Source organism: Sphingobium sp. CFD-1 (assembly GCF_024611115.1).
Lineage (GTDB): Bacteria > Pseudomonadota > Alphaproteobacteria > Sphingomonadales > Sphingomonadaceae > Sphingobium > Sphingobium baderi_A.
In genome coordinates, this window is the sequence record NZ_CP084400.1 from 14,362 (window position 1) to 41,130 (window position 26,769).

Sequence of the window (26,769 nt, forward strand, 5' to 3'; positions counted from 1 at the left end):
TCAGAGGTAGGCTGTCGCTCTGCGCCGATCAGGCGGCTGCTGCGAAATGGTGGTTGAGCATGCCCATGGCCTCCGTCAGCGCCGAGGGCCCAATGCCAAAAGCTCTCTCCACAAGGCGCACCTCGCCCCTGATGCCGGGCTGCAGGCACCAGGGGCGAGCCTGTCCTTTGCGCAGGGCTCGCATGACTTCGAATCCCTTGATCGTGGCATAGGCCGTGGGGATCGATTTGAAACCGCGCACCGGCTTGATCAGTATCTTGAGCTTTCCGTGATCGGCCTCGATCACGTTATTGAGATACTTCACCTGCCGGTGGGCCGTCTCCCGGTCCAGCTTTCCTTCGCGCTTCAATTCGGTGATCGCTGCACCATAGCTCGGCGCTTTGTCGGTATTGAGCGTGGCAGGCTTTTCCCAGTGCTTCAGGCCTCGCAGGGCCTTGCCCAGGAACCGCTTCGCTGCCTTGGCGCTGCGGGTCGGCGACAGGTAGAAATCGATCGTGTCGCCCCGCTTGTCGACTGCCCGGTACAGGTAGGTCCACTTGCCCCGCACCTTGACGTAGGTTTCATCCAGGCGCCAGCTCGGATCAAAGCCACGCCGCCAGAACCAGCGCAGCCGCTTCTCCATCTCCGGGGCGTAGCACTGGACCCAGCGATAGATCGTCGTATGGTCGACCGAAATGCCGCGTTCCGCCAGCATTTCCTCAAGGTCGCGATAGCTGATCGGATAGCGACAATACCAGCGCACCGCCCACAGGATCACATCACCCTGGAAATGGCGCCACTTGAAATCCGTCATCGTTCCGTCCGTCCAATCTCCGCCAAGCATGCTCAAGCTTCACGATTTTTGCAACAGAGCCAGATGGTCAAATATGCAGCCGCGATGCAGACAAAAACCGCCGACCCGGAGGCGATCCTGCGCCGGTTTAGCCGCTCCGAGGTGATGCACCCGACCTACAAGGCGTTGAGTGAGCTGGGCCGCGCGGTCAAGACGATCTTCCTGTGCCGGTATCTGCGCGAGGAGTCCTTCCGCCGCGAAATTCATGAAGGCCTGAATGTCGTTGAAAACTGGAACAGTGCCAATGGGTTCGTTTTCTTCGGCAAGGGCGGCGAGATCGCCACTAACCGCATCGATGAGCAGCAGCTCTCGGTCCTGGCGCTACATTTGCTGCAAGCGTCGCTTGTCTATGTGAACACCCGAATGCTTCAGAGCGTGCTGGTGGAACCGAAATGGACGGGCCGGATGACGCCGGATGATTATCGCGGCCTCACACCGCTGATTTACAGCCACGTCAATCCTTATGGCCGCTTCGACCTCGATCTGAATAGCCGGATCGATTTTGGGCGGCTTGCTGCCTGACCGGGGCCTTTCCGCTCGCACCATTTGGGTGCACCCGAACGTGACGATCGGAAGTGACATATACGACATGTCACAAAAGGGTGGTTCCGTCACCAATGTTACTGTACGAGGGCAAAGCCACCCTAATGTGACGGATTTGCCCATGACCCGCGTCGGCTACGCCCGCGTCAGCACCATCGACCAGGATCTCGACATCCAGGTTGCCCGGTTGAAGGCAGCGGGCTGTGAAATCCTCCGCTCCGAAACAGGCTCGGGCGCATCGCGCACTGGACGCACGGAGCTTGAGACGATCATGCAGTTCCTGCGCGCCGATGACGAACTCGTCGTCCTGCGTCTCGATCGGCTCGGTCGCTCCACACGCGATGTTCTCAATCTGGTTCATGAACTCGACCAGAAGGGAGCCTCATTGCGGGTGCTTGAGCCGGAGGTGACGACGGCCGGAAGCATGGGGCGGATGGTGATCACCATTCTGGGCATGGTCGCGGACATGGAACTGACGTTCATCAAGGACCGGCAGCGCGCCGGGATCGAGGCGGCGCGCGCCGAAGGCGTCTACAAAGGCCGGAAGAAAAACATCGATGACGATGAAATCCGACGCCGGATCACCGCCGGCGCGAGCAAGGCCAGCGTCGCGCGCGACCTCAAGATCTCAAGAATGACCGTCTATCGGGCGCTTGACGTCATTCCTTCAAGGATCGGGCTGCCGGAAAAGCCGCCTTCTGTCACCATCGCCCTGCATCTGACCATCGAGAACTTCAACAAGCATGGTCGTGGCAGAAAGCCCGCTCGCGAGCGCATTGAGGCGATGCTGGAGCGGGATTACCAGATGCAAAAGACCGGGAACTGCGATTACACGCTGACCGTCGCCTATGATCAGGGTGCCGATGGCGTCAGCCTCGATGATGAGATCGCATCTCTCCAGACAGAGATGTTCAACATCGCAGAGAGCTACAGGTGCTCGATCGAGACCGATGTTTACGAGATTGGAGGACAAGAGCGAGCCTGGTAGATCGCCATGTTCAATCTTTGTTCTTCAACATGGCCAAAATCGCAGCTTCGGGCCGACTGGGCCGTATTGCCGATCTCGACTTCGCCTATCTGCCCTATGGCGAGCTGGAGAGAAACAGGGACGCGATCGCTCGTTTTGGAACGGGATTGAAGGCCATCAAGGCGATCTCAAGCCCCCTTCCCTGAAAGGGGGCGTTTGCGGGAGGGGGCGGAATCCTACGCCAAGCTCGCCCAGATAGCCGGCGCGAGATCTTACTTGTTGCTGCCTTCTACGGTCGCGCCAGAAAGGCGACGGCTCAGTTCTATCCGGCGATGGCTACGCATTTTGAAGGTGTCTGGCCCAACGCGCCGATACTCAATGAAGCCGAGAGAACGCCAAAATCGCTCTGCCGCTTCATTCGCTTCCAGCACGGCCAACCGAATCTCTGTGGCACCTCTCGCAGCGGCCCAGCTTTCGACCGTCGAGTAAATTGAGCGTCCGACGCCACGACCACGCTGTGCGGCATCTACGATCATGAAGCCGAGATACCATGTGCCATCACGCGGATAATCGCGGAGGATGGCCGCGATTGCATATAGGCCGCCAGGCCCCTTCCATCCCAGGACAGCTTGATTGTGGGCGCTCTTTTCGGGCGGCACATCGGAGAAAAGCTCGCGAGCATCGTCCAGCGTGGGCGCGGCCCCGTCCTGCAACAGGAAATAGTCGCTGCAACGGTTGTACAGGTCTGCAACGTCTGCGGCGTCCGCTTGGGTAAGTTTGATCGGGGCTCCCGTCATCATCATCGCGTTTTGGCAGCAAGCACGCGCTGACCGTAATCCCGGAGTTCCCCGTTGGGACCGACATAGCGGTAGAGAGTGACGCGCTCGATCCCGAGTTCCTTGCAGAGGTCGGAAACGGACGTGTCGCGTTGGGCCATAGCAGCCTGAGCGAGCCGCACCTGGGCCTTGGAGAGGGCGAACTTGCGGCCACCCTTGCGTCCCCGCGCGCGGGCAGCGGCCAGGCCAGCCATGGTGCGCTCGCGGATCATATCCCGCTCAAACTCCGCCAGTGTGGCAAAAATGCCGAACACCATCCGGCCCGATGGCGTCGTGGTGTCGATCTGCGCGCCCTTGCCGGTGAGCACCCGCAGACCGATACCGCGATCCGACAGATTCTGCACCGTGCTGACCAGGTGGGTGAGCGTTCGGCCGAGCCGGTCGAGCTTCCAAACGATGAGGACATCGCCGTCGCGCAACGATTTCAGGCAGGCGGCAAGACCGGGGCGATCATCACGGCTACCGGATGCACGATCATCATAGATATTGCCTGGCTCGACACCGGCAGCGCGAAGGGCATCGTGCTGCAGGTCGAGCGACTGCGAGCCGTCGGCTTTGGACACGCGGGCGTAGCCGATCAGCATGGATCACAAACGAAGGTTTGAGGCGGTGACGAACATGAGCACATAAGATTGGGCTATTGTGTATCTTAACCAGCATCTCAATCAAGCTATCTCAAACCGTAGCTCGGAAAGAATAAGGAGCATGTATGCCGCGTCGCGTGACCCTGACCGATCGACAGCGCGAGGCGCTGCTTCACTTGCCGGTCGATCAAGGTGAGCTGCTGCGGCACTATACCCTCAGCGATGAGGATCTCGGGCATATCCGCCAGCGCCGGCGCGCCCACAATCGTTTTGGCTTCGCGCTGCAACTGTGCGTCCTGCGCTACCCGGGCCGGGTGCTCGCTCCTGGCGAGTTGATCCCGGCGCAGGTATCGGATTTCATCGCGGCCCAGCTCGGCCTGACCAGCGACGATCTACTCCTCTATGCCGCGCGCGAGGAGACCCGGCACGAGCATCTGGCGGACCTTCGCCGAATCTACGGCTATCGCTCCTTTTCGGGGCGGGGCGCACGGGATTTGCGCGAATGGATCGCTCGGGAAGCCGAGGCGGCGACATCGAATGAGGATCTTGCCCGTCGCTTCGTTGCGGAGTGTCGCCGCACCCGCACGATCCTTCCCGGCTCCTCGACGATCGAGCGCCTTTGCGCCGATGCGCTGGTTGAGGCCGAGCGCCGGATCGAGGATCTTATCGCCCATCGCATCACGCCAACCCTGAGCGAGAATTTGGCTCACCTGTTGGAGGATACGGTGGATGGTCGCGTCACGCGCTTCGTATGGCTGCGACAGTTCGAGGTTGGCGCAAATTCAGCAGCCGCTAACCGGCTGATGGATCGACTGGAATATCTTCAAAGGTTCGATCTTCCGGCGGATTTGCTGGACGGCGTGCCGGCGCATCGTGTGACCCGGCTTCGCCGGCAGGGCGAGCGCTATTACGCCGACGGCATGCGTGATCTGCCCGAAGACAGGCGGCTTGCGATCCTCGCTGTCTGCACCCTGGAATGGCGGTCATCGCTGGCCGATGTCATCGTGGAGACCCACGATCGCATCGTAGGCCGTCTCTATCGGGCCTCCGAACGCCTTTGCAACACCAGGATCGCCGACGAAAAGGCGGCCGTTCGGGACACGCTGAAGTCCTTTGCCGAAATCGGTGGTGCTTTGCTTGGAGCGCAGGACGATGGCACGGCCCTGGACGGGATAATCGCCACCGGGCCTGGCTGGGAACGGTTCAGAACCCTTGTCGCCACGGCCTCCGCGCTGACCAACGTGCTCGCGGCCGACCCGCTCAGCCGTGTGCTGGACGGCTATCACCGTTTCCGCCTCTACGCGCCCAGGATGCTGCGCCTGCTCGACATGCAGGCGGCGCCGATCGCCACGCCTCTTCTGGCGGCCGTTGCGATGCTGCGTAACGGGATCAAGGTCGATCCGCCGGTGGATTTTCTACGTCCCAACTCGAAATGGCATCGTCATCTTTGCGCTGAGCCCAGCGGCGACCACCGGCTTTGGGAAATCGCGGTGCTGTTCCACATCCGCGACGCCTTCCGGTCCGGTGACATATGGTTGGCGGGATCGCGCCGCTATGGCGACCTCAAGCAGCTTCTGGTCCCGCCACAGGCGATAGAGCAGACCGCGCGGCTCGCCGTGCCGCTGCGACCCGGCGAATGGCTGGCCGAGCGCAGGGCTCGACTGGATACACGGCTGAAGGAGTTTGGCCGCGCGGCGCGAACCGGCACGATCCCAGGCGGCATCATCGAGAACGGCAAGCTGCACATCGACAAGCTGAGGGCCGACACGCCCGAAGGGGCCGAGGATCTCGTGCTCGATCTCTATCAACAGCTCCCGCCCGCGAGGATCACCGATCTGTTGCTGGAAGTCGATGAGCGAACCGGATTTTCCGAGGCGTTCACGCATCTGCGCACCGGCGCGCCCTGCAGCGACCGGATCGGCCTGATGAACGTGTTGCTGGCGGAAGGCGTCAATCTCGGTTTGCGCAAGATGGCGGCGGCGACCAACACGCACAGCTTCTGGGAATTGCTGCGGATCGCGCGCTGGCATGTCGAAGGCAGCGCCTATGATCGGGCGCTCGCCATGATCGTGGAGGCCCACGCCGCCCTGCCCATGGCCGCCTTCTGGGGACAAGGGCAATCGGCATCCAGCGACGGGCAGTTCTTCCTTGCTACCGAGCAGGGCGAGGCGATGAATCTGATCAACGCGAAATATGGCAACGTCCCGGGCCTCAAGGGATACAGCCATGTGTCCGATCAATATGCGCCGTTCGCAACCCAGGTGATCCCGGCAACGGTCAGCGAGGCTCCCTATATCCTGGACGGGCTGCTCATGAATGACGCGGGCCGCCGCGTTCGCCAGCATTTTGCCGACACGGGCGGCTTCACCGATCATGTGTTCGCCGCCTGCGCCTTGCTCGGCTACCGGTTCGCCCCCCGTATCCGCGATCTCCCTCAGAAAAGACTCTATGCCTTCACGCCCAACGCGACGCCGGCCAATGTGCGAGCGCTGGTCGGAGGTAAGATCAATGAACCGCTCATCGAGCGCAACTGGCCCGACATCCTGCGCATCATGGCGACGATCGCAGCGGGGATCGTCGCCCCCAGCCAGATTCTTCGCAAGCTCGCCTCTTACCCGCGCCAGAATGAGCTGGCCCTCGCATTGCGAGAGGTGGGCCGCATCGAGCGAACCCTGTTCATGATCGACTGGATTCTTGATGCCGGCCTCCAGCGCCAGGCTCAGATCGGCCTCAACAAGGGTGAGGCCCACCACGCCCTAAAGCGCGCCATCAGCTTCCACCGCCGAGGTGAAATCCGGGATCGATCCGGCGAAGGCCAGCACTATCGCATCGCCGGAATGAACCTGCTCGCCGCCATCATCATATTCTGGAACACCATGAAGCTCGGCGAGGTCGTCAATACCCGGGCCGCCAGCGGTACCCATATCGCGCCTGATCTACTCGCCCACGTCTCGCCGTTGGGATGGGAACACATCAATCTAACCGGGGAATATCGCTGGCCCAAATCCTTAGCGTAGGATTCCGCCCCCTCCCGCAAACGCCCCCTACGATTGAGAAGCGCGGCGGAATCTCTTAGATTGATCGCTGGAGGCTTTGTTCGCGGAGACGCGCACATTGCCTTCTTTTCGTTTTAGGAAGCGCTGCCCTAAGCGACAGAAGCCAGAGCTTTGACAATGCGGCATTCCGCGATGGAGCCGACCATGTATCTTGATCCTATCGGTGCAGACACGCGATGATGGCGGTCACGACGGCGGTGGTTTCCGCGACGTCGCGCACCCTCACTGTGTCGAGGCCGATTTCAGCAGCGGGATAGTCATTCCCACCGGGGAATATCGCATCCCCAATGAACAGCATCCCGTCGAGCGGGACACCGCTCTCGGCACTCAGGCGCTTCAGGCCATAGCCCTTGTCGATCCCTGCTCTGGTCACGTCGATCGATGTCGTGCCACCGAGATTGATCGAGAGCTCCGGCAGCTTCGCGCGCAACGTGGCCTGCAACGCGGTCCTCTTCTTTCGGTCAGGATCCCACGCTTCCTTTTCCTTCAGCGGCGCTGCCTGCCCCAGGCCCGAAAAGGTGATCTGGCTGCCCCGGTCCTCGATCCGTTCGCCCCAGATACGTTCGTCGGCGAGACCGGCATCGGTCAGCGCCTGATCGAAGGCCGTGCGGATCTTCGCCTTCTCCGCGTCGTCGAACAGTTCGGCATAGACCGCGCGCCAAGCGCCATTGATGAACCGATAGAGTTTCGTGCCTGTGGTCGGCATCAACCAGAGACGGTCGAGCGCGACGCCGGCAGGAAGGCGCGAGGCGATCTGCTTTTCGAACTGCGGCCAGTCCCCGCCCGAGATCACCGCCACATCCGTGATGGCGAGCAATCGGGCGAGGATTGCGGCCATATCCTCCGATAACGGCCGCTTGCTCTCGGCAAGCGTGCCGTCGAGGTCGAAGGCGATCAGCCACTTCATGCCGCCTTCCCTGCCGGATCGCGGTAGGCGAGCAGCCTGAGCGCATTGATGACGACGAGCAGCGTCGATCCCTCATGAACCGCCACCGCTGGCCCAATGCCGAGGCCGAGGATGGTAGCAGGCACCAGGAAGGCGACGACACCCAGGCTGACGAAGACGTTCTGCCGGATGATTCCACGGGTATGGCGGCTAAGACCGACTGCGAATGGCAGGTGCGCCAGATCGTCGGCCATCAGCGCCACGTCGGCTGTCTCCAGCGCAACGTCCGACCCCGCCGCGCCCATCGCGATGCCGACCGTGGCGCTTGCCATCGCCGGCGCATCGTTCACGCCGTCGCCCACCATCGCGACCTTGTCTTCGCCGGCGAGCTTCTTGATCGCGGCAACCTTGTCTTCGGGCATGAGGTCGCCCCACGCTTCGTCGATCCCGACTTCGTCGGCGATCGCTTCGGCGACTTTCTGGTGATCGCCGGAGATCATTATCATCCGCGACACGCCCATCTCGTGCAGCCGACGCAACGCGGTCTTGGCAGCTTCGCGAGGCGTGTCCATCAGGCCGATCGCGCCCAGGTCGCGGTCCCCCTTGCGGACCACCATTGTCGTGCGGCCGTTCTCGCGCAGCTTCGCGATTGCGTCCTGCGCGCCCTGCCCCAGCGCCGGAATGCCCTCACTTCCGAACATCTCGGCCTTGCCGATCCACACCGTCTCGCCATCCACGCTCGCGGTGACGCCCCGACCGGTCAGGCTCTTGAGGTCGCCGGCAGTCGGCACGGCACGATCGTTCAGACGTTCGCGGCCGTCCTTGACGATCGCTTGGGCCAGGGGATGGTCGCTCAACGCTTCGACGGCGACAGCCAGCGCCAGCAACTCGCCTTCATCGGCGCCATCGACGGGCACGACATCAGTGATGCGCGGACGACCTTCGGTCAGCGTGCCCGTCTTGTCGAAAGCGATCGCTTTGAGCGACCCGAGGTTTTCGAGCGGTGCACCGCCCTTCACGAGCACGCCGCCCCGCGCTGCACGGGCAACGCCCGACAGGACCGCGCTCGGCGTTGCGATCGCGAGCGCGCACGGGCTTGCCGCCACCAGCACCGCCATCGCGCGATAGAAGCTGTCGCGGAACGGCTCGTCGACGACCACCCATGCGAACAGCAGGAGCACTGACAGGACCAGGACGGCGGGCACGAAGATCCGTTCGAACCGGTCGGTGAAGCGCTGCGTCGGCGACTTCTGCGTCTCCGCTTCGCTCACCATCTTCACGACCTTGGCAAGCGCGCTTTCATTGGAACGGCGTGTCACCTCGATCTCGATCGCGCCGCCGCCGTTGATCGTACCAGCAAAAACCCGGCTTTCCGCGTCGACTGCATCGGGCTTGGCGCGTGCCGCTGCGGCATCTGCGACCGGCACCTTGTCGACCGGGATGCTTTCACCCGTGACCGGGGCCTGGTTGATCGCGCTGGTGCCCTTGATGACGAAGCCGTCGGCAGGCAGGCGCTCGTTCGGGCGGACGATGGCAATGTCCCCGACGACCATCTGCTCGACCGGGATTTCGCTGGTCTGCCCGCCGCGTCGCACGGTCGCGGTTTCGGGCGCGAGCTTCGCCAGCGCCTCGATCGCCTTCTTGGCGCGGCCCATTGCATAATGCTCAAGCGCATGGCCGAGGCTGAACAGGAACAGCAGCAGCGCACCTTCGGCCCATGCGCCCAGCGCAGCGGCGCCGGCCGCAGCGACCAACATCAGCGTGTCGATCTCGAACTTCTTCATCCGGAGGTTGTCGATCGCCTCGCGCAGCGTGAAGAATCCGCCGAAGAAATAGGCTGCGATATAGCAGGCGGTCGGCAGCCATTCGGGCGCGCCAGCGACCAGCCTCTCGATCGCGTAGCCGATCCCCAGCAGCGCGCCACAGGCGAGCGCGAAGATCAGCTCGGTATTGGGGCCGAGAAATTCGGCGTGGCTATGGTCGTGGCCATCGCCGGGGCCGTGCTTCTCTTCGCCCGCGCCGTGGCCCCCGGGGCCGTGGTCGTGGCCGGCATGTTCATCGGCAGCGACCCGCTTGCCCACCCTCACCTTCAGCTTGCGAAGCGCAGCGCGCACCTCCTCTTCGGTGGTTTCGCGGCGATCATATTCGACCCGGACAGACCCGCTGGTGCTGGCGCTTGCCTGGACCACGCCGGGCAAGGCGCACAGCGCATCGCTGACCGTGCGCGCCCGACGTTCGTGGTTGATCCCCGTCACCTGCCAGATCGCATGGCCGTAGCGCTCGGTGATTTCGGCACCTGCGGCGCGCACCATTTCGCGCAACCGTGGCAGCGGCAGCTTGGCGGCATCGAAATGGATGCACAGCGCCGCTGGCGTGTTGCCGTCGAGACAGATCACATGCGCCCGCTCGACACCTTCGCGCTTTGACAGGGTTGATACGAGACGGTCCAGGCAGGCATCGGCCGCGTCAGGAAGGTCCGGCAACAACACTGGAATGTCGAGTTCGAGCTTGTCGTTCATGACGACCTCCTTTCGCTTTTCTTGGTTTCGGCGCGCGCGTCGCGCAGGATTTCGACACCGCCCTTGATGGCGATGATGGCGGTGGCGAAGCCGACCAGCAGGTCCGGCCAATTGGTACCCAACCACAGCACCAGCACGCCGGCGATCAGGATGCCGCCGTTGGAAATGAAGTCGTTGAAGCTGAAGGTGGTTGCGGCCCGGAGATTGACGTCCGGATCCTTGAGGCGCTGGAGCAGCCGCAGGCAGAGGTAATTCACGACGCCGGCGATCGCGGACATGACCATCATGGTAGGTCCGATGGGCTCGCTGCCCTGCACGTAGCGCCGTCCGACATCGATCAAGATGCCGCCCGCGAAGATCAGCAGCATGACGCCCGAAGCGACCGCGGCGCGTGTCTTCCATGTCTGGCCCCGGGTGAGCGCCACAAGGCTCAGCGCATACACAGCCGTATCGGACAGGTTGTCGACGCCGTTGGCGATCAGCGCGCTCGAGTCCGCGAAGAAGCCGGAAACGAAGAAGCCCGCAGCGATCGCCGCGTTCAGCAGCAGGACGATCCACAGTGTGCGGCGCTCCTGCCCGCCATTGTTGTCGTTGCCCGGGATCATCCCATCATCTCCTCAAGTGTCAGCAGGGCCAGGAAGCCGACGAAAAACATCGAGCTGATGAGCGGGGTGTCGGGTTTCTCGTGCGCCTCGACCAGCAACTCCTCCGTGACGAGGTAGAGCAGCGCCATCAGCCCGAAGCTGAGGAAGCCGGCGATCATCACCGGCGACAGCGCGGCGACCGGCACGGCAGCGAGCGCGCCGATCGGCAGCAGCAGGGCCAATGCCGAGACGATCACGATGATGCGCAAGCGCGAGCGATAGGTTTCCGCCAGCTCGTCGGTCAGCGTCAGTCCCAGAAATAACACTTCCAGAGTGAGCGCGATCGTCAGCAGGAGACCTGCCTTCTCGCCCGCCACGAAAGCGAGGCCGAGCACCAGGCCGTCGACCAGAATGTCGATGCCGATCGCGGCGAGTAGCGCCATCGGCCCCTTGAAGCGGGCCTCAAGAGCCTTGAGCCCCAGCATGGTCGCGACGCCCGCCGCCCCGCCGATCAACGTCGCGCTGGGCGATGCCTCATGCTTGACCTGCGGCAGGATTTCGGTCGCTGCCGCCGCGAACACGACGCCGGCAGCGAGATGCTGTAGGCCCGCCACGAGGCCAGGTTTCAACTTGGTGCGGCTCGCGACAATCGCGCCGAGCACGACCGCCAGCACAGGCGCAAGCGTATAGAGCAGTGCCTGCATTTCCTAGGACTCCTCCGGGGTTCGGTGGCAGACGCGGATCTTCCCGCGTCGCGTGAACGCGATCGATCCGCCCGCCACGACAGCCCGCGAATGGTCGCCGCGAAACTCGTCACCGGTTCGCTGCGCGCGCAGGATCTCGGTCCTGCCCTTCGGCAGCCAGGTGACGGCCATTTTCAAGCCGTCATCGATGAAGTCGACATCGGCGCGTGTGCCGTCGTCGCAGTACATGATGCGCTGCGCGATTAGTTTCGACGTCAGATGCTTTTCATGCGCCGGCTCGGTAGGCTGGGTCGGCGCTGGATTACACGCCCCTATAACCGCCCCGGAGACGAGAACGACGCCGAGGCGCGCGATCGCCAGACCGGCCCGATTCAGGCCGCACAAGGTTGTCACATTTGAAATCGACGTGTCAGACATCGGTCTCTTCCGACGAAGCGCCCTGTGGCGTTCGAAGGCAGGGCAGTTCATCGCGTGCCTTCCTGCTCGCAGATCCGGGTACGGCCATCGCCTTCCACGATGGTGAGCTGCGACCCCTTGAAGGTCGCGGTGGCTGTTTCGCCGACATATTGCAGGCCCTGCGCTGGCGCGGTCAGCATCATCGGCGGTCCCCCGTTGGAGCGCCGCAAATCGATCTGCAGGCCGTTGTCCTTGTAATCGACGAACAGCGGTTCCCCGTCGGAACAGCGATATCTATGCCGCCCCATTTCCCCGGTCGCCACGGCGCTGTCGGACGAATGGATCTGCTGCTCCGTTGGCGGGGCTGGCGGCTTTCTTTCCGAGCACGCCGCGAGCCCGACAACGAGGATGACGGCGGGCAGCACCCGCTTACAGTGCATCATCATCGCGCCTTCCTCCTGCAGCGGAAGGGGACGCGCTGACGATTGATAGCCCGGGCAGGCTGACCTACCCGCCAGCGGAGATAGGTTGCGAGGCGATCGTCAGATTCGACCATCAGGGATCGCAGGCGGCGCAACATCATCGCCGCGAACGGCAGGGAGAGCGCCCCGCGCAGCGTGCAGCTATGCGTTAGCCTGGTGCCGCCATCGTCCCCCGCCAGCTCGTACCGCTCGTCGAGCGTGAACAGATAGGGGATGCCGCAGGACCAAGCGAAGGCGTGCGGTTTATCGAATCGATCAATCCGTGCTGGCGTCCGAATTGGCCGGGTGATGCCCTGGATCGCAAAGGTGCATTCTGTGTCGCCGAGCCGGGACGGATCATCGAGAAATACGAGCGGACTCCACGCCCGGCGATGATCCGGATCGGTGAGTGCCGACCAGATGCGCAGTGGCCCGCCGTGAAGCATCGAGCTGGTTATGGTGCGAGGCATATCCCCATCTCCCAGAGATGGGCGGGGCGATCGCGGATCGCCCCGCCCATCCATCAGGCCAAGTTGTTCACGAAGGTCTGACCGTGGTCGTCCCCTTCATGCTCCTCATTGTAGTGCTCGGGTTTCTCGATCACTTTCTGCCCGAACCGGGCATAGAGTGTCGGCAGCACGAACAGCGTAAGAAGCGTCGCCGAGATCAGACCGCCGATGACGACCGTCGCCAAAGGCTTTTGAACCTCTGCGCCGGCGCCTTCGCCCAGCGCCATCGGCACGAAGCCGAGGCTGGCGACTAGCGCGGTCATGATGACGGGTCGCAGACGCTGCATCGCGCCAACATGCGCGGCTTCCTCGCGGCTCATCCCTGATCGGATCAGATCTTGGATCGAGCTGACCATGACGAGGCCGTTGAGGACCGCGATGCCCGAGAGGGCGATGAAGCCCACTGCCGCCGAGATCGAGAAGTCCATGCCCCGCAGGAACAGCAACAGGACGCCGCCCACCAGCGCGAAAGGCACGCCGGTGAACACGATCGCGGCGTCGCGGACCGATCCCAACGCCCCGTAGAGGAGCAGCAGGATCAAAATGAAGCAAGCCGGAATGACCAGCTTCAGCCGTTCGCTTGCCGATTGGAGGTTCTCGAACTGGCCGCCCCATTCGAGATAGGTGCCGGCAGGCAGCCGGAGTTGGCTGCCGATCGCCGCCTGCGCATCCGCCACGACGGATCCGACGTCGCGGCCACGCACGTTGGCTTGCACCACCACGCGCCGCTTGCCGTTCTCGCGGCTGATCTGGTTCGGACCATCGACCACCTTGATCTCGGCGACGCTGGACAGCGGTACATAGCCGCCGCCTGCCACCGGCACCTGCACCTGTTGGAGCAGGCCGATGTCGGCACGCTGCGCCTCCGACAGGCGGATCACCACGGGGAAGCGACGGTCGCCCTCGAAGATCTGGCCCGATGTTCGCCCGCCGATCGTCGCAGTCACGGTGTCCTGCACATCCTGAGCCGTAACGCCCAACCGCGCCATCGCGTCGCGGTTGACGCGAATGTCGAGCATGGGAAGACCGGTCGTCTGCTCCACCTTCACGTCCGCTGCGCCTTGCGTTCTGCGCAGCACCGCCGCGATTTGCTCGGCCGTCCGGTTCATCTGGTTGAAGTCGTCCCCGAACACCTTCACCGCGATGTCGCCGCGCACGCCGGCGATCAGCTCGTTGAAGCGCATCTGGATGGGCTGGGTGATCTCGTAGGCATTTCCCGGAATCTTCGCGAGATTACCCTCGATCCGGCTGACCAGCTCCTCCTTGGGAAGCTCAGGATCCGGCCAATCCTTGCGCGGCTTCAGGATGACGAACATGTCGGTCGCGTTCGGCGGCATCGGGTCGGCCGCCAGCTCGGCGGTGCCCGTCTTGGAATAGACGAATTGCACCTCCGGCTGCTTCGACATCATCCGCTCGATCGGCACCTGCATCGCCTGGCTCTGCTGGACCGACGTTGCCGGAATGCGGAGCGACTGGATCAGCAAATCGCCTTCGTCGAGCTGCGGCAGGAACACCGAGCCGAGCGTAGTGAAAGCAAGCGCCGCCACCACAAGGCTTCCCACACCCGCACCGATCGTCAGCGTCGGGCGCTTCATGGCCCGGTCGAGACCGGGTTCGTAGCGCTTCTTCAGCCACGTGATGATGCGGCCGTCCTTCTCCTCGACCTTCTTCGACAGCCAGATCGCAATCATCGCCGGCACGAAGGTGAGAGAGAGGATGAAGGCGAAGGCGAGCGCGATGATGACGGTCAGCGCCATCGGTCCGAACGTTTTACCCTCCACGCCGGTCAGCGTGAGCAGCGGTACGTAGACGAGGATGATGATTGCCTGCCCGTACACAGAGGGACGGATCATCTCACGCGCAGCGGCTGCCACGGTCGCGAGCCGTTCCTTGACGCTGAGCAATCGGCCTTCATGATGCTGTTGCTCGGCAAGCCGGCGCAGCGCGTTTTCGACAATGATGACGGCGCCGTCGACGATCAGACCGAAGTCCAAAGCCCCAAGGCTCATCAGATTGGCCGAGACCCCAGCGCGCAGCATACCAAAGCCTGTCAGCATCATGGTGATCGGGATGACCAACGCCGCGATCAGGGCCGCACGGAAGTTGCCGAGCAGCAGGAAGAGCACGACGATGACCAGCACCGCGCCTTCGGACAGGTTTTTCGCGACCGTCTTGATCGTCGAATTGACCAGCTCGGTGCGGTTCAGCACCGGCTGAATTACGACGTCAGGAGGCAGCGAAGCGTTGATCGTCTTCAGTTTCTCAGCGACCGCGGTCGACACGATGCGGCTGTTCTCGCCGATCCGCATGATCGCCGTGCCGACGACGACTTCGGTACCGTTCTCCGATGCCGAACCCATGCGGATCGCCTGACCCGTCTTCACAGTCGCAACTTGTTCGACCGTGATCGGCACGCCGTTACGTGTCGCGATCACGGTCCTGGCCAACTCGCTGGCATTGCGAACGAGCGCATCCGAGCGAACAGCCAGACCTTCGCCATTGCGATTGACGAAGCCACCGCCGACGCTGGTGTTATTGCGCTCCAGCGCATTTCCCAGGTCCGTCAGCGTGATGCCGAGCGAGGCCAGCTTCTGCACGTCGGGCACGACGAGGAACTGCTTGGCGTAACCGCCAATCGAGTCGACACCGGCGAGGCCCGGTGTGGTCTTCAGAAGCGGCGTCACGATCCAGTCCTGCGCGGTGCGCAGGTAGGTCGCCTTGTCCTCTTCGGTCGTCAGTCGCTCGCCCTCTGGCGTGATGTAGCTGCCATCGGGCTGTTGGCCCGGTTCACCGGGCTTGTGCTTGTCGTCCTCGCGATGATCGAGACGAACGGTGTACATGTACACCTCGCCCAGGCCTGTCGCGATCGGACCCATTTCAGGGTTCACGCCGTCGGGCAGATTCTCTTGCACGCCCCGCAGACGCTCGCCCACCTGCTGGCGGGCGAAATAGATGTCCGTCGCGTCCGAAAAGACCGCCGTGATCTGCGCGAAGCCGTTGCGGCTCAACGAGCGCGTATATTCCAGGCCGGGGGTGCCGGCGAGCGCGGTTTCGATTGGAAACGACACCTGCTTCTCGACCAGCTCGGGCGAGAGGGCAGGCGCGCGGACGTTGATCTGGACCTGATTGTTGGTGATGTCCGGCACCGCGTCGATCGGTAGCCGGTAGAGGGAAAAGGCGCCGATGGCGGCGACGATGACGGTGAGGAGCAGGACTAGCCAGCGCTTCTCGACCGCCCAGGTTACGATACGGGCGATCATGGCTTAATCCTCGTGGCTCGCTTCGCCCTTGCCGATCTCGGCCTTGAGCGTGAAACTTCCGGTGGTGGCGATCTGTTCGTTGCCGGTCAGGCCCGACCGGACGATCACCGTGTCGCCCGACGCATCGCCGAGCTGGACCGGGGTCGCCTTGAAGCCGGTGGGCGTGCGCACGAACACGACCGACTTGCCCTCGAAACTCTGGACCGCCGTCGTCGGCACGCGGACCGCCCCGCTCCCGCCGCTGCCCGTGAGCTGCACGGCTGCCGTCACAGGCTCGCCGACCCGCCATTCGCCACCGCGATTGTCGAGGGTGGCGAGCGCAGGCACGAGCCGCGTCTGCGGATCAAGCGCCGGCGACACGAAGGTCACGCGGGCGGTCGCCTGACGGCCTGCCGCCTTCACCAGCACCGTATTGCCGGGACGCACCCGGCCCGCATCCTCGGGCTTGAGATTAAGCGCGATCGACACCTGGCTCAGGTTGGCGATGCGATAGAGTTCGGCATCCGCCGCGACCGTTTGTCCCAGCGTCACGGGGCGCGCAATGATCTGGCCCGAGATCGGCGCGGCAATGCCGAGCCGGTTGAGCCCGCCGCCGCCGACACCCGCCGCCGAAACCATGCTCTGCGCCTGCGTCAGGGCGATCCGCGCCTCCGTCGCCGCTGTGCGGGCGGCGATCAGATCCTGTTCAGGGGAGACTCTCTGCGCGAACAGCCGCTGTTCGCGCGCGAGGTTCGAATTAGCGAGCTGAAGCCGCGCCCGCGCCGCCTCGACCTCGCCCTTGATCTGCGCCGCCTCGCGGCTTTCGATGACCGCAATGGTCTGGCCGCGTCCGACCGATTGGCCGAGGTTACGGGTGAGCGCGACCACGCGTCCCGCAATTGCGGCCGAGACGACCTGCGTTCCCTGTGGGTCGCCCTCGATGATCGCGGGCAGCTCGATCGTCCCGGCCCCGCCGATGATCGGCCGTCCGACCTGGACGCCCGCTGTGGCGATCTGGTCGGCACCCAATGTGACGACGCCTTCACCGGCATGACCGCCTTCAGCACCGCCCTTTTCCGTGCCCGCTGCCGTCTCATTGGCAGCTGCGCCTTCGGCAGTTGCCTCGTTTCCGCCATCCTTGCCGCCGCAGGCAGCCAAGAGCAGGGCGAGCGACGCCGCGCCCGCGAGATAAAAGCTCTTCATCACTGATTCCCCCCATTGGGCGCACGAGCGGTCAGTCGCTCCACTTGCGCGCGGGCATTCTGGTAATTGGCAAGCGCGTCGATCGCGGCGACCCGCGTTTCGGCGAGCGTGCGTTCAGCATCGAGCAATTCGAGCTGGCCGAACTTGCCCTCGCGATAGCCGATCCGCGCGATGCGGGCGGCCTCCTGTGCAGCCGCCAGCGCCGGCCCCGACGCCGCACGAGCCGTCGTTGCGGCATTGGCCGCCTGCGCCTGCGCGTCCGTGATCGCCTGTTCGATGTCGAGCGCGGTCACGCGGCGCTGCGCATCCGCCTGGGTCCGCTGCGCGGTCGCCTGCGCAATCGCGGCGCGACCATTGTTGAACACCGGGATCGGGATCGACACGCTGAACACCGCCGCCATGTCGTTGGTCGCTTCCAGGCGGCGGATCGACGGCCCGACGTTCAGGTCAGGCACGCGATTGGCGCGCGCGAGCCGCACGCCGGCTTCGGCAATGGAGAAATCCGCGTTGGCTGCCGCCAGCGCGAGTGTGCCGGTCGTGTTGACCGGTGCCAACGGCCCATAGACGTTCACATCGGGAAGGCGATCGAGCAGCGTGTCATCGAGCAGGCCGTCGATCGGCCGTCCGATCCGACGCGCCAGATTGGCGCGGGCCGCCTCGGCCAAGCGAAGCTGCCGCTCCACATTGGCGTCGGCATTGATACGCGCGACATCCGCGCGCTGTTGCTCGAGTGGCGATGCCCGCCCTGCCTGCACGCGAACGCTCGCGGCCCGCAGCGCATCGCTGGCGATCCGGGCCTGATCGCGGGCTGTCATTACCCGGCGATCGGCCGCGACCGCTTCGACATAGAGCTGCGTTACCTGAAGCCGGACATCCGCCGCGATGATCGCGGCCTGGATCTCGGCCCGGGACAATTGCGCATTGGCGACCGCGACGCGGGCGCCGCGCTTGCCGCCTAGCTCGATCGGGATCGCAAAGCCGACCGTGGTTTCCGCGCTGCGGACCCCCCGATACGGCCCGGAGCCGATGACATTCTCGACTTGGCCTTGAACCACCGGATTGGGCCGCAAGCCGGCGACTGTGCGACCTGCACGGGCCGCGTCGATTCCAGCTGTCGCCGCTTCCGCAGCAGGGGCCGAACCGCCCGCTGCACTGACCGCTTGGTCAAGCGTGTAGACCGGCGCATCCTGCGCAACAGGCGCGGACGGTCCGACCTGCGCCTGCGCCATCGTGGCGCAAGACGCTGCGGCCAGCATGGCCGCGAGGATACGATTCATGAAAATAGGACTCCTGACGATGATCGACAGGGGCGCGCCAACGCACGCCCAAATCGGACGTCAGGCTTGGGGGGGCCTCAAATGGACCATGCCGGTGCGGCCGTCGAGCGACGCAGAGGCGGAGATTGTCGGCTTGGGCACTGTGAGGACGGGGGTATATTCCATCGTCGTGCGCGCAGGCGCGCCGACGTCGTGTCCGTGACAATAATTGTGATGATGCGGGACATTCTTGTCCGAGTCCGATGGCACCTGATCGATGTCACCGGCGGTATGGACCGTGAACTCAACGCCCGCGATGCTTCCCCCCGCCAGATCGGCGGCATGGGCCATGCCGGAGAAGCTGGTCAGGACCAGCATCAGGCATGTCAGGAAAGGCAAAAAGGCTCGCACTAGCTTGCCTCTATCACGGAAGGGTTTTCATGTCATTGCACTAATTCGAACCAAGGGTCACTGAGCCGGAACCCGAGCGGGATCGGTCGCGCCCGTTCCAGGCGAACCCGACCGCAATGGCGACCGCCATCAGGAGTTGCGCCAGCACCGATTGCCAAGTGGGAAACACGCCGAGCATCGACAGCCGTGGCACGTCCGCGAGCGGTGCGATGTTGATAAGGCCGGCTTCCTGGAGCGCGGCGACGCCTTTACCCGCCAGCACGACGGTCAGGACCGCCATGAGCCAGGAGCTATAGCGGAAGAACTGCGCGATCGGCAGCTTGCGACTGTAGCGAAGCATGGCCCAAGCGATCAGGCTGAGCAGTCCAATCGCCGACCCGGCCCCCGCGAGAAGCATCCCGTTGTCACCTTGCGCCGAAAGCGCGGCATAGAACAGGATCGTCTCGAAGACCTCGCGATAAACTACGACGAACGCCAGCCCGAACAGGAACCAGCCCGACCCGCCCGAGAGCGCCCGCGACATCTTCTCGCGAATATAGCGCTGCCACTGATCGGCCTGCGCCTTGCCGTGCATCCAAATCCCGACCGAGAGCAGCACGACCGCGGCGAACAGCGAGCCAAACCCTTCCGTCAGCTCCCGGCTCGCACCGCTGATCCCGATCGCATAGGTGGCGACCGCCCAGGTGATCCCGCCCGCGATGATCGCGCTGACCCAGCCGCCATGCACGTACCGCAGCGCCTCGCCGCGCTCGGCTTTACGCAGGAACGCGATCATGGCGACAACGATGAGCAGGGCTTCGAGCCCTTCACGCAGCAGGATCGTGAACGCGCCCAGGAACGTGGACGCTTCGGTGGCGGCATCAGGCGCGAGCGCCGCTTCCGCATCGTCGAAAAGGCCGCCCAGTACTGCGACCTTCTCCGCGAGATCATCGGGCGACGCGCCCCGGTCGATCGAGGCGCGGAACTCCCCCATCGCGCCCTCGATTCGACCCATCAGCGTCGCGTCGCGCGCGGTGAGTGTTGGCTCGATCGGCTCGAACCCATCGAGATAGGCCGACAGCGCCAGCTCTTTCGCCATGCGCGCATCGCCGCGCCGCGCAGCCGCCACGCTTTCGGCGAGTTTGGCGCGGGCGACCGCGAGCGAGCCGGGAGCCTGTTGTATCACCTGTTCGGGATGACGACGCAGGAACGCGAGCACTGGGTCAGCCTTGGCGTCGCCGATCGCCGCGCCGAGCGCGGCCGGGGTGAGCGCGACCAGGGTTTTCAGGTCCGGAATGCGCCGGCGAAGGGTCGGGTCGGATTTCCAAAGCCGCTCGCCTTCGCGCGCCTGCGCATCCGTGAAGGCGAAGCTCCCGGCTCGGAATGCTAACGCCCAGCGCTGATCGTTGGGCAGATCGGCGAAGCTCTGCATCGCGGTCCCGTCGATGCCTTGCGTCACCACCTGATAGAGCGCGAACACGCTGCGCTGGCGCGCGCGCTCGGCATCGGTGAAAGCAATCGGGGGCGTAGCGAGCTTGGCGGCGTCAGGGCCACGGCCGTTGCCCGTCATCCCGTGGCAGGACGCGCAGGATTGTCGGAACAGTGCATCGCTGGAGACGAGGTTCGGAGCCTTATCGGGCGCGAGCGGCACCGGGTAGGCGCGCAACAGATCGGCCGCGAGCCCGTGCGCCAATGTTGCCACCTGTTCAGTCGGTCCCTTTTCCGCGATCACCGCCTGGAGGTTGGCAGCCCGCTGGATGAGGGCTTGACGCTCCGGCTTCGCCGGCAGGCCCTGAAGCCGTGTCGAGACCGACGCGGCGAACTCCGTCATCTCGGCATATTCCGACGTGCTCTTGATCCGACCGTTGGCGACCGCGCCGCCATAATCGACGGCCATATAGTCGAGCAGCCGCCATGCGGTTTGCACGTCGCCGGGTTCGGCGATTGCCGCAGCAGGGATCAGCAGCGCCGCGAGCGCGGAGAGCAGCCGCAACGAGAGCATTGCCCGGATCAACGCGAGCAGACGCACTACCGCTCTCCCAATTCGCGCCGAGCGCCAGTGACGATTTCATAAGCGGAGTGGAGGAACAGGAGGGCGATGAGGCCGGCGACGGCGAGGTCCGACCAGGCGCTTCCTGTCCACGCCACCAGACCGGCCGCGGCGATCACCGCCACGTTGGCGAGCGCGTCGTTGCGGCTGAACAGCCAGATCGCGCGAACATTGGCGTCCCCTTCCCGGAAACGCGCAAGCACCAAGGCGGACACGACATTGATCGCGAGCGCGACAACGCCGATTGTGCCCATCAGTTCGGCATCGGGCGCGGTTGCGTTCAGGGCGCGCCAAATCGCGAAACCGATTACGCCCACGCCAAGCGCACCGAGAAACAACCCCTGCGTCAGCGCGACCTTTGCCCTCGCCCGTGCGGACCAGGCAAGCGCGAGAAGACCGATAAGGCTGATCGACCCGTCCCCGAGAAAATCGAGGGAATCCGCTTTCAGCGCTTGGCTATCGGCGATGAACCCGCCGAACAGCTCGGCGACTCCGAAGCCGAGGTTGAGCACCACGACGGTCAGCAGCGCACGGCGATAGGCCGGATCGGTTTGCGCGCGCGCGGGCTCCCCGTGGCACCCGCAGCTTTCGGTAGAAGCATTCATGCGGCCTTCCTTACCACCTCCAGTCGCTGTAGAAGCAAGCGAAATGTGCGACACGTTCGCATAAGCAAGGATGGCATGATGAAGCCGGTGATGATTGGGCAGCTCGCCAGCGAGACCTCGACGAAGGTGACGACGATCCGCTTTTATGAGTCGATCGGGTTGCTCCGATCCGCCCCTCGCACGGCGTCGGGTCGCAGAACCTACGATGCCAGTGACATTGAGCGTTTGCACTTCATCCGCAACGGTCGCCGGCTTGGCTTCTCCGTCGACGAGATCCGTTCGTTGATGGGGCTGGCGCAGAACCCGGACCAGGATTGTGGTGCCGCCTCAGCTATCGCTGCTCAGCACCTCAAGGATGTGGAGGAGAGACTGGCGCAACTCGCGGTGTTGCGGGATGAGTTGGCAATGCTCAGCCAGAGCTGCACCAAGGCGCGCATGGCCGATTGTCGGATCATGAAGGCGATCGGCAAAGGCCACCCTCAAGCCGATCAATAATAATCGGCCAGCCTGAGCTCGCGCACATCACCCGAGGCCATCGTCAGCTTTACGAGGGTGCCAGCAGGCCGGGAGCGCACTTGCCAGAGCTCCCCACGCGTATAGTTCGCATCGATCGAATGGCCGTTCACCGCCACGATCCGGTCGCCGACCGCCCAGCCAGCCTTTTCCGCGGGACTGTTCGCCGCCACATGAACAACGGTGAGCGCCGTTGGTGAGGCTGCGAGGCCAAGGCCGCTACGGTCCTTCAGCATCGGCAGGCGACGACGAGGACCGAGTGGCCGGAGCCACACGAATCCGGCGGTCACGTCGAACACCACGTCGAATTGAGCGATCAGCGGTAGGCCGACATTGCCAACCGTGCTGGTGGAGAGCCAAGCTCTCATCCCGAGTGTGGGGACGTTCGAGACGCCAAGCCCTTCGATGTTGATGTTCTGGATCGTGAAAGCATCGTTGATACGCACACCATCGACGCCGCCGATCGCCGCGGTCGAGACGAGCTTCCCGTTCAACAGCCCTTGATCGCGGGCATAGGCCGACGAGAGCATCAGCGCGGCCGAGCTGCCAAGATCGATCATCAAGGGCACGGGAGGCAAACCCGAGACGGAAGCTCGAATGAACAGCTCCTGCTTGGCACCGCGCCCGAGCGCGACAGCGCGCCAGTCGGGACCGGCGAGAAACGTGCCTGACTTGACGACCGCCATACGCCTTTTCGCGAAATCGAGCGCGATGCAGCTACCCGTGAACATATCGGCACCGAGGAGGATATCGATCGGTCGTCCGAAGGCCGCCGACACTGAACTCAGATCACCAACGACGGCAAAGGGTAAGCGACGGGTTTCGCGGGCGAGCTGTACGTCGATGTCGCGGACCAGCAGCACCGGGGCCTTGGCGCTCAGCCCGCTAATCATGCGCCGCTCACCATCGTTCAAGCCGAGCTTCGCCGCGAGCGCCGTGCTCATGATCGACGCGCCGCTGCCACTGTCGAGCACCGCCCGCACCGGCACTCCGCGCACTTGTGCCGAAACAAGGAGGGTATCACCCGTGCCGACTTCCAGCGGCTCCCATTCGAGGTGAGCCGCACCGAAGTTCCACGAGCCCGCAGACCGGGAAGTCTGTCGCGCGAGCGTTGGAGAACCGAGCACCAAGCCGGTTCCACAGGCCACCAGCCGCGCCACTAATGAGCGTCGAGACATACCGATTGCTTCAACACGGGCCGTCAAAAAGCCACCTCCAGCCCCCCGTCCGCAGGAGAGCAAATTGCGGTTACATGCTCCAGCCACTGGAGGAGCAAGTGCTTTTGGTGCGCCCGAAAATCCTCAGAAGCGCTTGGAGAACTTTAGATGAAGGATGGTGCAGACCGCTTAGATGCCTTCCCGATAACGAACGGTTCCGGGGGACGCTGGGCCGATCGGGACCGCGAACGGTGTAAACGCTCGCGCTAAGTGGCGGCATTCTGATCGCGCTATTTGTCGGCGAGCGTCGCTACGCGGCTACCGGCTTGGTCTCGGCCGATCGCACATAGGCGTAGAGTTTTGGCTTGGAGATGCCGAGCATCGAGCAAATCTTGGCGATCGGCATCGTGTTCTCGTGGTAGAGCCTGACGGGCAGGTCGCGCTTGTCCTTGCCGAGTGCGGCCGGCCGGCCACCCTTCTTGCCGCGAGCGCGGGCTGCGGTGAGACCGGCCTGGGTCCGCTCGCGGATCAGGTTGCGCTCGAACTCCGCCAATGCCCCGAACAGGTGGAAGGTAAGCTTGCCCGACGTGGTGGTCGTGTCGATCGCCTCGTGCAGGCTCAGCAGCCCGACCTTTTCCTCGTCGAGGTAGGTCATCCATCCGATCAGATCACGGAGCGAGCGGCCGAGCCTGTCGAGGCGCCAGACCACCAGTGTGTCGCCGGCGCGAAGCAGCTCCTTCACCTTTTCCAATCCAGGGCGAGCGGCAGTCGCCCCGGAGGCCTTGTCGGTGATGACCTTCTCGCAGCCGGCAGCCTTCAGCGCATCACGCTGGAGGTCCAGGTTCTGCTCGGCGGTCGATACGCGGGCGTAACCGATTTTCATGCGTAGGGCCGGTGGCGCCCCGATCGGGCGCGGTTTGGGAAGAAAGTCGTCATCGGCAGGTCTATGTTGCCCTAGTTTTCTTTACCGGGTAGATTTACGTCGAACAGGCCGGTTTGGCAACGCGAGCGGACTCGCATGGCGATGGGCAGGCAAATCTCCGTTTTCCTTACCTGCGACACGGACCGTCGGCGGTGACGCATCCGGCGCTTGTCCCGCCGCTGGCGATCGAGCGCTACCGCGTCCTTGAACCGCACCTCGCCGATGGCATCCCGCTCGCGGACCTCGCCCGCACCGGCACGCTGAGCGAGCGGACGTTGCAGCGCTGGCTCGGGCGCTACCGTGCCGAAGGACTTGCCGGTCTCGCGCGTCTGCCGCGCAACGATCGGGGCAGGCTGCACCTGCCGGAACATCTGGTCGAACTGACCCGCACTCTCGCCACCAAGCGCCCGCGACCCCCGGTCGCCGCCATTCACCGAAAGGTGCAGGAACTCGCCATCGCGCATGGACACCGAACCCCCAGCTATGCGGCCGTCGCGCGTGTCGTCAGGGCGATACCGGCAAGCCAGATCGCCGCAGCCTCCGATCCGGCCGTCTACCGCGACCAGCACGAGCTAGTGCATCGGCGCGAAGCCGCGACCTCGAACGAGATGTGGCAGGCCGATCATACCGTTCTCGACATTCTCGTGCTCGATGATGCCGGAACCCCGGTGCGTCCTTGGCTGACCGTCATCGTTGACGATCACAGCCGAGCCATCGCCGGTTACTTCCTCAGCCTCGATGCCCCCAGTGCCCTCAACACGGCGCTCGCCTTGCGGCAGGCGATCTGGCGCAAGCCCAATCCCGAATGGATCGTCAGCGGCATTCCCGAACAGCTTTACGTCGACAACGGCTCGGATTTCATCTCCGAGCATATCGAGCAGGCGTGCATCGCCCTCAAAATCCGCCTCATCCATTCGCTGCCGGGGCGTCCTCGCGGGCGCGGCAAGATCGAGCGGCTGTTCCGCACCATCAACGACATGTTCCTGCCCGACCTGCCCGGCCACCTGATCGCGGGCAAGCCGCTGTCGGCGCCAGTGCTCACGCTCGACGAGCTGCGCGCCCGCTTCGAGGCGTTCGTGTGCGGCGTCTATCATCGTCGCCCGCATGGCAACACCGGCGAACCGCCGATCACGCGCTGGCAGAAGGGCGGGTTCCTGCCCGCAATGCCCGACAGCCTTGAACAGCTCGACATGCTGCTCGTGCACGTGCCCAAGCCCCGTAAAGTGCTGCGCGACGGCATCCGTCTGATGGGCAGGCGCTATGTCGAACCCACGCTCGCGGCCTTCGTCGGCGAGCAGGTCGAGGCGGTCTATGACCCCCGCGACCTGACCGAGATCCACGTCTACCACCAGGGCCGGTTCGTCTGCCGTGCGCTCAGCTCCGAGCACGCTGGGCACCCGTCGTTGCGCGCGATCCAGCGCGCCCGGCGCGGCGCGAAGGAGCGCGACAAGCAGGTGCCTGCCCCCACGGAGACCTTCGATGGCGACCAAGAGGATACGGCTTCCCGGCCCACCACCTACCGAGGGCTCCGGCTCTACGCCGCTGACGATTGAGTTCCTGGTCGAGCAGCCGTTCCTGGCGACCCGCGAACATGCCCGGTTCGTCGAGTTTGCCGAAGCCTGCGCGCACTACCGCTATATCGGCGTGTGTCATGGCCGGCCGGGCGTCGGAAAGACGCGATCGGCGCGCGAGTTTTCCAGCTTCCCCGACCTGGGGGAATATGCCGCGCTCCGTCCCATTGCCGCGCTCCTTGGCGAAAAGGTCGCTCGCTGCCGCGCCGTCTTCTACACCGTGTCGGTCAGCAACACGCCCAAGACGATCGACGCGGTGTTGGGCCTCAACCTCATTAAGCTGGGCTATGCCCGGCTGACGGTCGCGGGCGGCTCGCAGGACGAAATCACCCATGACGCCGCCCGCATCGCCTGCCCCCTCGTCATCGTCGACGAGGCCGACCGCCTGACCATAAAGTCGCTCGAACATCTCCGCGACATGGCCGATCGCCACGGCTTCGGGCTGATCCTGATGGGTATGCCGGGCTTGGAGAAGCGCCTCGCCCGCTATGCCCAGCTCTACTCGCGGATCGGCTTCGTCCACGAGTTCAAACCGCTTACCGAGACCGAAATGCGGCTGCTGCTCGCGACCCACGCCGGCGATTTCGGGATCAGCTTCGACCCGGCCCAACTCGACGCGATCGAAGCGCAGGCAGCCGTGATCCGCATCACGCGCGGCAACTTCCGGCTCATGGAGCGCCTGTTCGCGCAGATGCGGCGGATCATGACCCTCAACCGCGTCGAGGAGGTCACCGCTGACATCGTTCAGGCCGCGCGCGATTGCCTCGTCATCGGACCCGGCAACTGACAAATAGCGCGATCAGAACGCCGCCATTTAGCGCGAGCGTTTACACAGGATAAGATCCATACCGTTTCCGGAACCACTTTCTTGTTTCCTCTTCGAAATTGGACTGTGCTGATGAGTTTGAGCGATGGTGGCTTCGCTCATACACTACGCGCTACCAGGCCCCTGCCCGTTTCTTAGGCTTAACGTTGTAGCTCAAGAC

At 64.1% G+C, this 26,769-nt stretch carries 24 protein-coding genes and 1 pseudogene; 7 read left to right on the forward strand and 18 right to left on the reverse strand.

Annotated elements, in window-relative coordinates:
- Window positions 1–28: 28 nt before the first annotated feature.
- Complete coding sequence (locus LDB26_RS20245; RefSeq protein WP_001389365.1) at window positions 29–793, reverse strand: IS6-like element IS6100 family transposase; 765 nt, start codon at window positions 791–793, stop codon at window positions 29–31.
- A 51-nt stretch (window positions 794–844) separates the two neighbouring features.
- On the opposite strand from LDB26_RS20245, the pseudogene LDB26_RS20250 reads away from it, so the two are divergent.
- The 3 genes and pseudogenes from LDB26_RS20250 to LDB26_RS20260 all read left to right on the forward strand — a co-directional run.
- A pseudogene (locus tag LDB26_RS20250) lies at window positions 845–1,354 on the forward strand (Tn3 family transposase); the annotation flags it as partial.
- Between the two features lie 142 nt (window positions 1,355–1,496).
- On the forward strand, window positions 1,497–2,363 hold the full coding sequence (locus tag LDB26_RS20255) for a recombinase family protein (RefSeq protein WP_006961816.1): 867 nt from the start codon (window positions 1,497–1,499) through the stop codon (window positions 2,361–2,363).
- A 29-nt stretch (window positions 2,364–2,392) separates the two neighbouring features.
- Window positions 2,393–2,548, forward strand: a complete 156-nt coding sequence (locus tag LDB26_RS20260) for a hypothetical protein (protein ID WP_257542436.1) — start codon at window positions 2,393–2,395, stop codon at window positions 2,546–2,548.
- Window positions 2,549–2,614: 66 nt separating this feature from the next.
- Here the strand turns inward: LDB26_RS20260 and LDB26_RS20265 are convergent, their stop codons facing one another.
- Both LDB26_RS20265 and LDB26_RS20270 read right to left on the reverse strand, forming a co-directional pair.
- Complete coding sequence (locus LDB26_RS20265; protein WP_007686150.1) at window positions 2,615–3,145, reverse strand: GNAT family N-acetyltransferase; 531 nt, start codon at window positions 3,143–3,145, stop codon at window positions 2,615–2,617.
- Window positions 3,142–3,762: a recombinase family protein gene (locus LDB26_RS20270; RefSeq protein WP_008832583.1), complete on the reverse strand. Its 621-nt coding sequence runs from the start codon at window positions 3,760–3,762 to the stop codon at window positions 3,142–3,144. Before LDB26_RS20270 ends, LDB26_RS20265 begins: the two co-directional genes overlap by 4 nt.
- 125 nt (window positions 3,763–3,887) lie before the next feature.
- Here LDB26_RS20270 and LDB26_RS20275 point away from each other — a divergent pair, with 125 nt between their 5' ends.
- Window positions 3,888–6,779: a Tn3 family transposase gene (locus tag LDB26_RS20275; protein ID WP_013849879.1), complete on the forward strand. Its 2,892-nt coding sequence runs from the start codon at window positions 3,888–3,890 to the stop codon at window positions 6,777–6,779.
- A 196-nt stretch (window positions 6,780–6,975) separates the two neighbouring features.
- On the opposite strand, the gene LDB26_RS20280 is transcribed toward LDB26_RS20275, so the two are convergent.
- From LDB26_RS20280 to LDB26_RS20340, 13 genes are all read right to left on the reverse strand, one after another.
- Window positions 6,976–7,725, reverse strand: a complete 750-nt coding sequence (locus tag LDB26_RS20280; protein WP_004212890.1) for an HAD-IIB family hydrolase — start codon at window positions 7,723–7,725, stop codon at window positions 6,976–6,978.
- Window positions 7,722–10,223, reverse strand: coding sequence for a heavy metal translocating P-type ATPase (locus tag LDB26_RS20285; protein ID WP_004212886.1), 2,502 nt, complete (start codon window positions 10,221–10,223; stop codon window positions 7,722–7,724). The genes LDB26_RS20280 and LDB26_RS20285 overlap by 4 nt, the downstream gene beginning before the upstream one ends.
- Window positions 10,220–10,828: a cation transporter gene (locus tag LDB26_RS20290; protein WP_004212885.1), complete on the reverse strand. Its 609-nt coding sequence runs from the start codon at window positions 10,826–10,828 to the stop codon at window positions 10,220–10,222. The genes LDB26_RS20285 and LDB26_RS20290 overlap by 4 nt, the downstream gene beginning before the upstream one ends.
- Window positions 10,825–11,511 carry a ZIP family metal transporter gene (locus LDB26_RS20295; RefSeq protein ID WP_004212882.1) on the reverse strand — a complete coding sequence of 229 codons (687 nt, stop codon included), beginning with the start codon at window positions 11,509–11,511 and terminating at the stop codon, window positions 10,825–10,827. Before LDB26_RS20295 ends, LDB26_RS20290 begins: the two co-directional genes overlap by 4 nt.
- 3 nt (window positions 11,512–11,514) lie before the next feature.
- Window positions 11,515–11,928 (reverse strand): hypothetical protein, encoded by a 414-nt coding sequence (locus LDB26_RS20300; RefSeq protein WP_004212881.1) that lies wholly within the window; start codon window positions 11,926–11,928, stop codon window positions 11,515–11,517.
- Between the two features lie 47 nt (window positions 11,929–11,975).
- Window positions 11,976–12,353 carry a hypothetical protein gene (locus LDB26_RS20305; RefSeq protein ID WP_009824022.1) on the reverse strand — a complete coding sequence of 126 codons (378 nt, stop codon included), beginning with the start codon at window positions 12,351–12,353 and terminating at the stop codon, window positions 11,976–11,978.
- On the reverse strand, window positions 12,350–12,838 hold the full coding sequence (locus LDB26_RS20310) for an SRPBCC domain-containing protein (RefSeq protein ID WP_257542279.1): 489 nt from the start codon (window positions 12,836–12,838) through the stop codon (window positions 12,350–12,352). Before LDB26_RS20310 ends, LDB26_RS20305 begins: the two co-directional genes overlap by 4 nt.
- Before the next feature lie 53 nt (window positions 12,839–12,891).
- A complete protein-coding gene (locus LDB26_RS20315; RefSeq protein WP_004212878.1) occupies window positions 12,892–16,137 on the reverse strand; it encodes an efflux RND transporter permease subunit in 3,246 nt (1,081 codons plus the stop codon).
- 3 nt (window positions 16,138–16,140) lie between these two features.
- Complete coding sequence (locus LDB26_RS20320) at window positions 16,141–17,319, reverse strand: efflux RND transporter periplasmic adaptor subunit (RefSeq protein ID WP_004212877.1); 1,179 nt, start codon at window positions 17,317–17,319, stop codon at window positions 16,141–16,143.
- Window positions 17,319–18,596: a TolC family protein gene (locus LDB26_RS20325; protein WP_013039111.1), complete on the reverse strand. Its 1,278-nt coding sequence runs from the start codon at window positions 18,594–18,596 to the stop codon at window positions 17,319–17,321. Before LDB26_RS20325 ends, LDB26_RS20320 begins: the two co-directional genes overlap by 1 nt.
- A gap of 60 nt (window positions 18,597–18,656) precedes the next feature.
- Window positions 18,657–18,953 carry a hypothetical protein gene (locus LDB26_RS20330; protein ID WP_007406840.1) on the reverse strand — a complete coding sequence of 99 codons (297 nt, stop codon included), beginning with the start codon at window positions 18,951–18,953 and terminating at the stop codon, window positions 18,657–18,659.
- A 73-nt stretch (window positions 18,954–19,026) separates the two neighbouring features.
- Window positions 19,027–20,994, reverse strand: coding sequence for a cytochrome c/FTR1 family iron permease (locus tag LDB26_RS20335; RefSeq protein WP_004212871.1), 1,968 nt, complete (start codon window positions 20,992–20,994; stop codon window positions 19,027–19,029).
- On the reverse strand, window positions 20,994–21,620 hold the full coding sequence (locus tag LDB26_RS20340) for a cation transporter (RefSeq protein ID WP_257542277.1): 627 nt from the start codon (window positions 21,618–21,620) through the stop codon (window positions 20,994–20,996). Before LDB26_RS20340 ends, LDB26_RS20335 begins: the two co-directional genes overlap by 1 nt.
- Before the next feature lie 75 nt (window positions 21,621–21,695).
- Between LDB26_RS20340 and LDB26_RS20345 the strand changes: the two genes are divergently transcribed.
- On the forward strand, window positions 21,696–22,115 hold the full coding sequence (locus tag LDB26_RS20345) for a helix-turn-helix domain-containing protein (RefSeq protein ID WP_007406847.1): 420 nt from the start codon (window positions 21,696–21,698) through the stop codon (window positions 22,113–22,115).
- Here LDB26_RS20345 and LDB26_RS20350 read toward each other — a convergent pair.
- Entirely contained in the window at window positions 22,109–23,311 is a 1,203-nt protein-coding gene (locus LDB26_RS20350) for an aspartyl protease family protein (protein ID WP_013039112.1), read from the reverse strand. The genes LDB26_RS20345 and LDB26_RS20350 overlap by 7 nt on opposite strands.
- 289 nt (window positions 23,312–23,600) lie before the next feature.
- Window positions 23,601–24,173 (reverse strand): recombinase family protein, encoded by a 573-nt coding sequence (locus LDB26_RS20355; RefSeq protein WP_009824027.1) that lies wholly within the window; start codon window positions 24,171–24,173, stop codon window positions 23,601–23,603.
- 191 nt (window positions 24,174–24,364) lie between these two features.
- Between LDB26_RS20355 and LDB26_RS20360 the strand changes: the two genes are divergently transcribed.
- Window positions 24,365–25,765, forward strand: a complete 1,401-nt coding sequence (locus tag LDB26_RS20360) for a Mu transposase C-terminal domain-containing protein (protein WP_257542275.1) — start codon at window positions 24,365–24,367, stop codon at window positions 25,763–25,765.
- Entirely contained in the window at window positions 25,692–26,570 is an 879-nt protein-coding gene (locus LDB26_RS20365) for an AAA family ATPase (RefSeq protein WP_009824028.1), read from the forward strand. Before LDB26_RS20360 ends, LDB26_RS20365 begins: the two co-directional genes overlap by 74 nt.
- Window positions 26,571–26,769 lie beyond the last annotated feature (199 nt).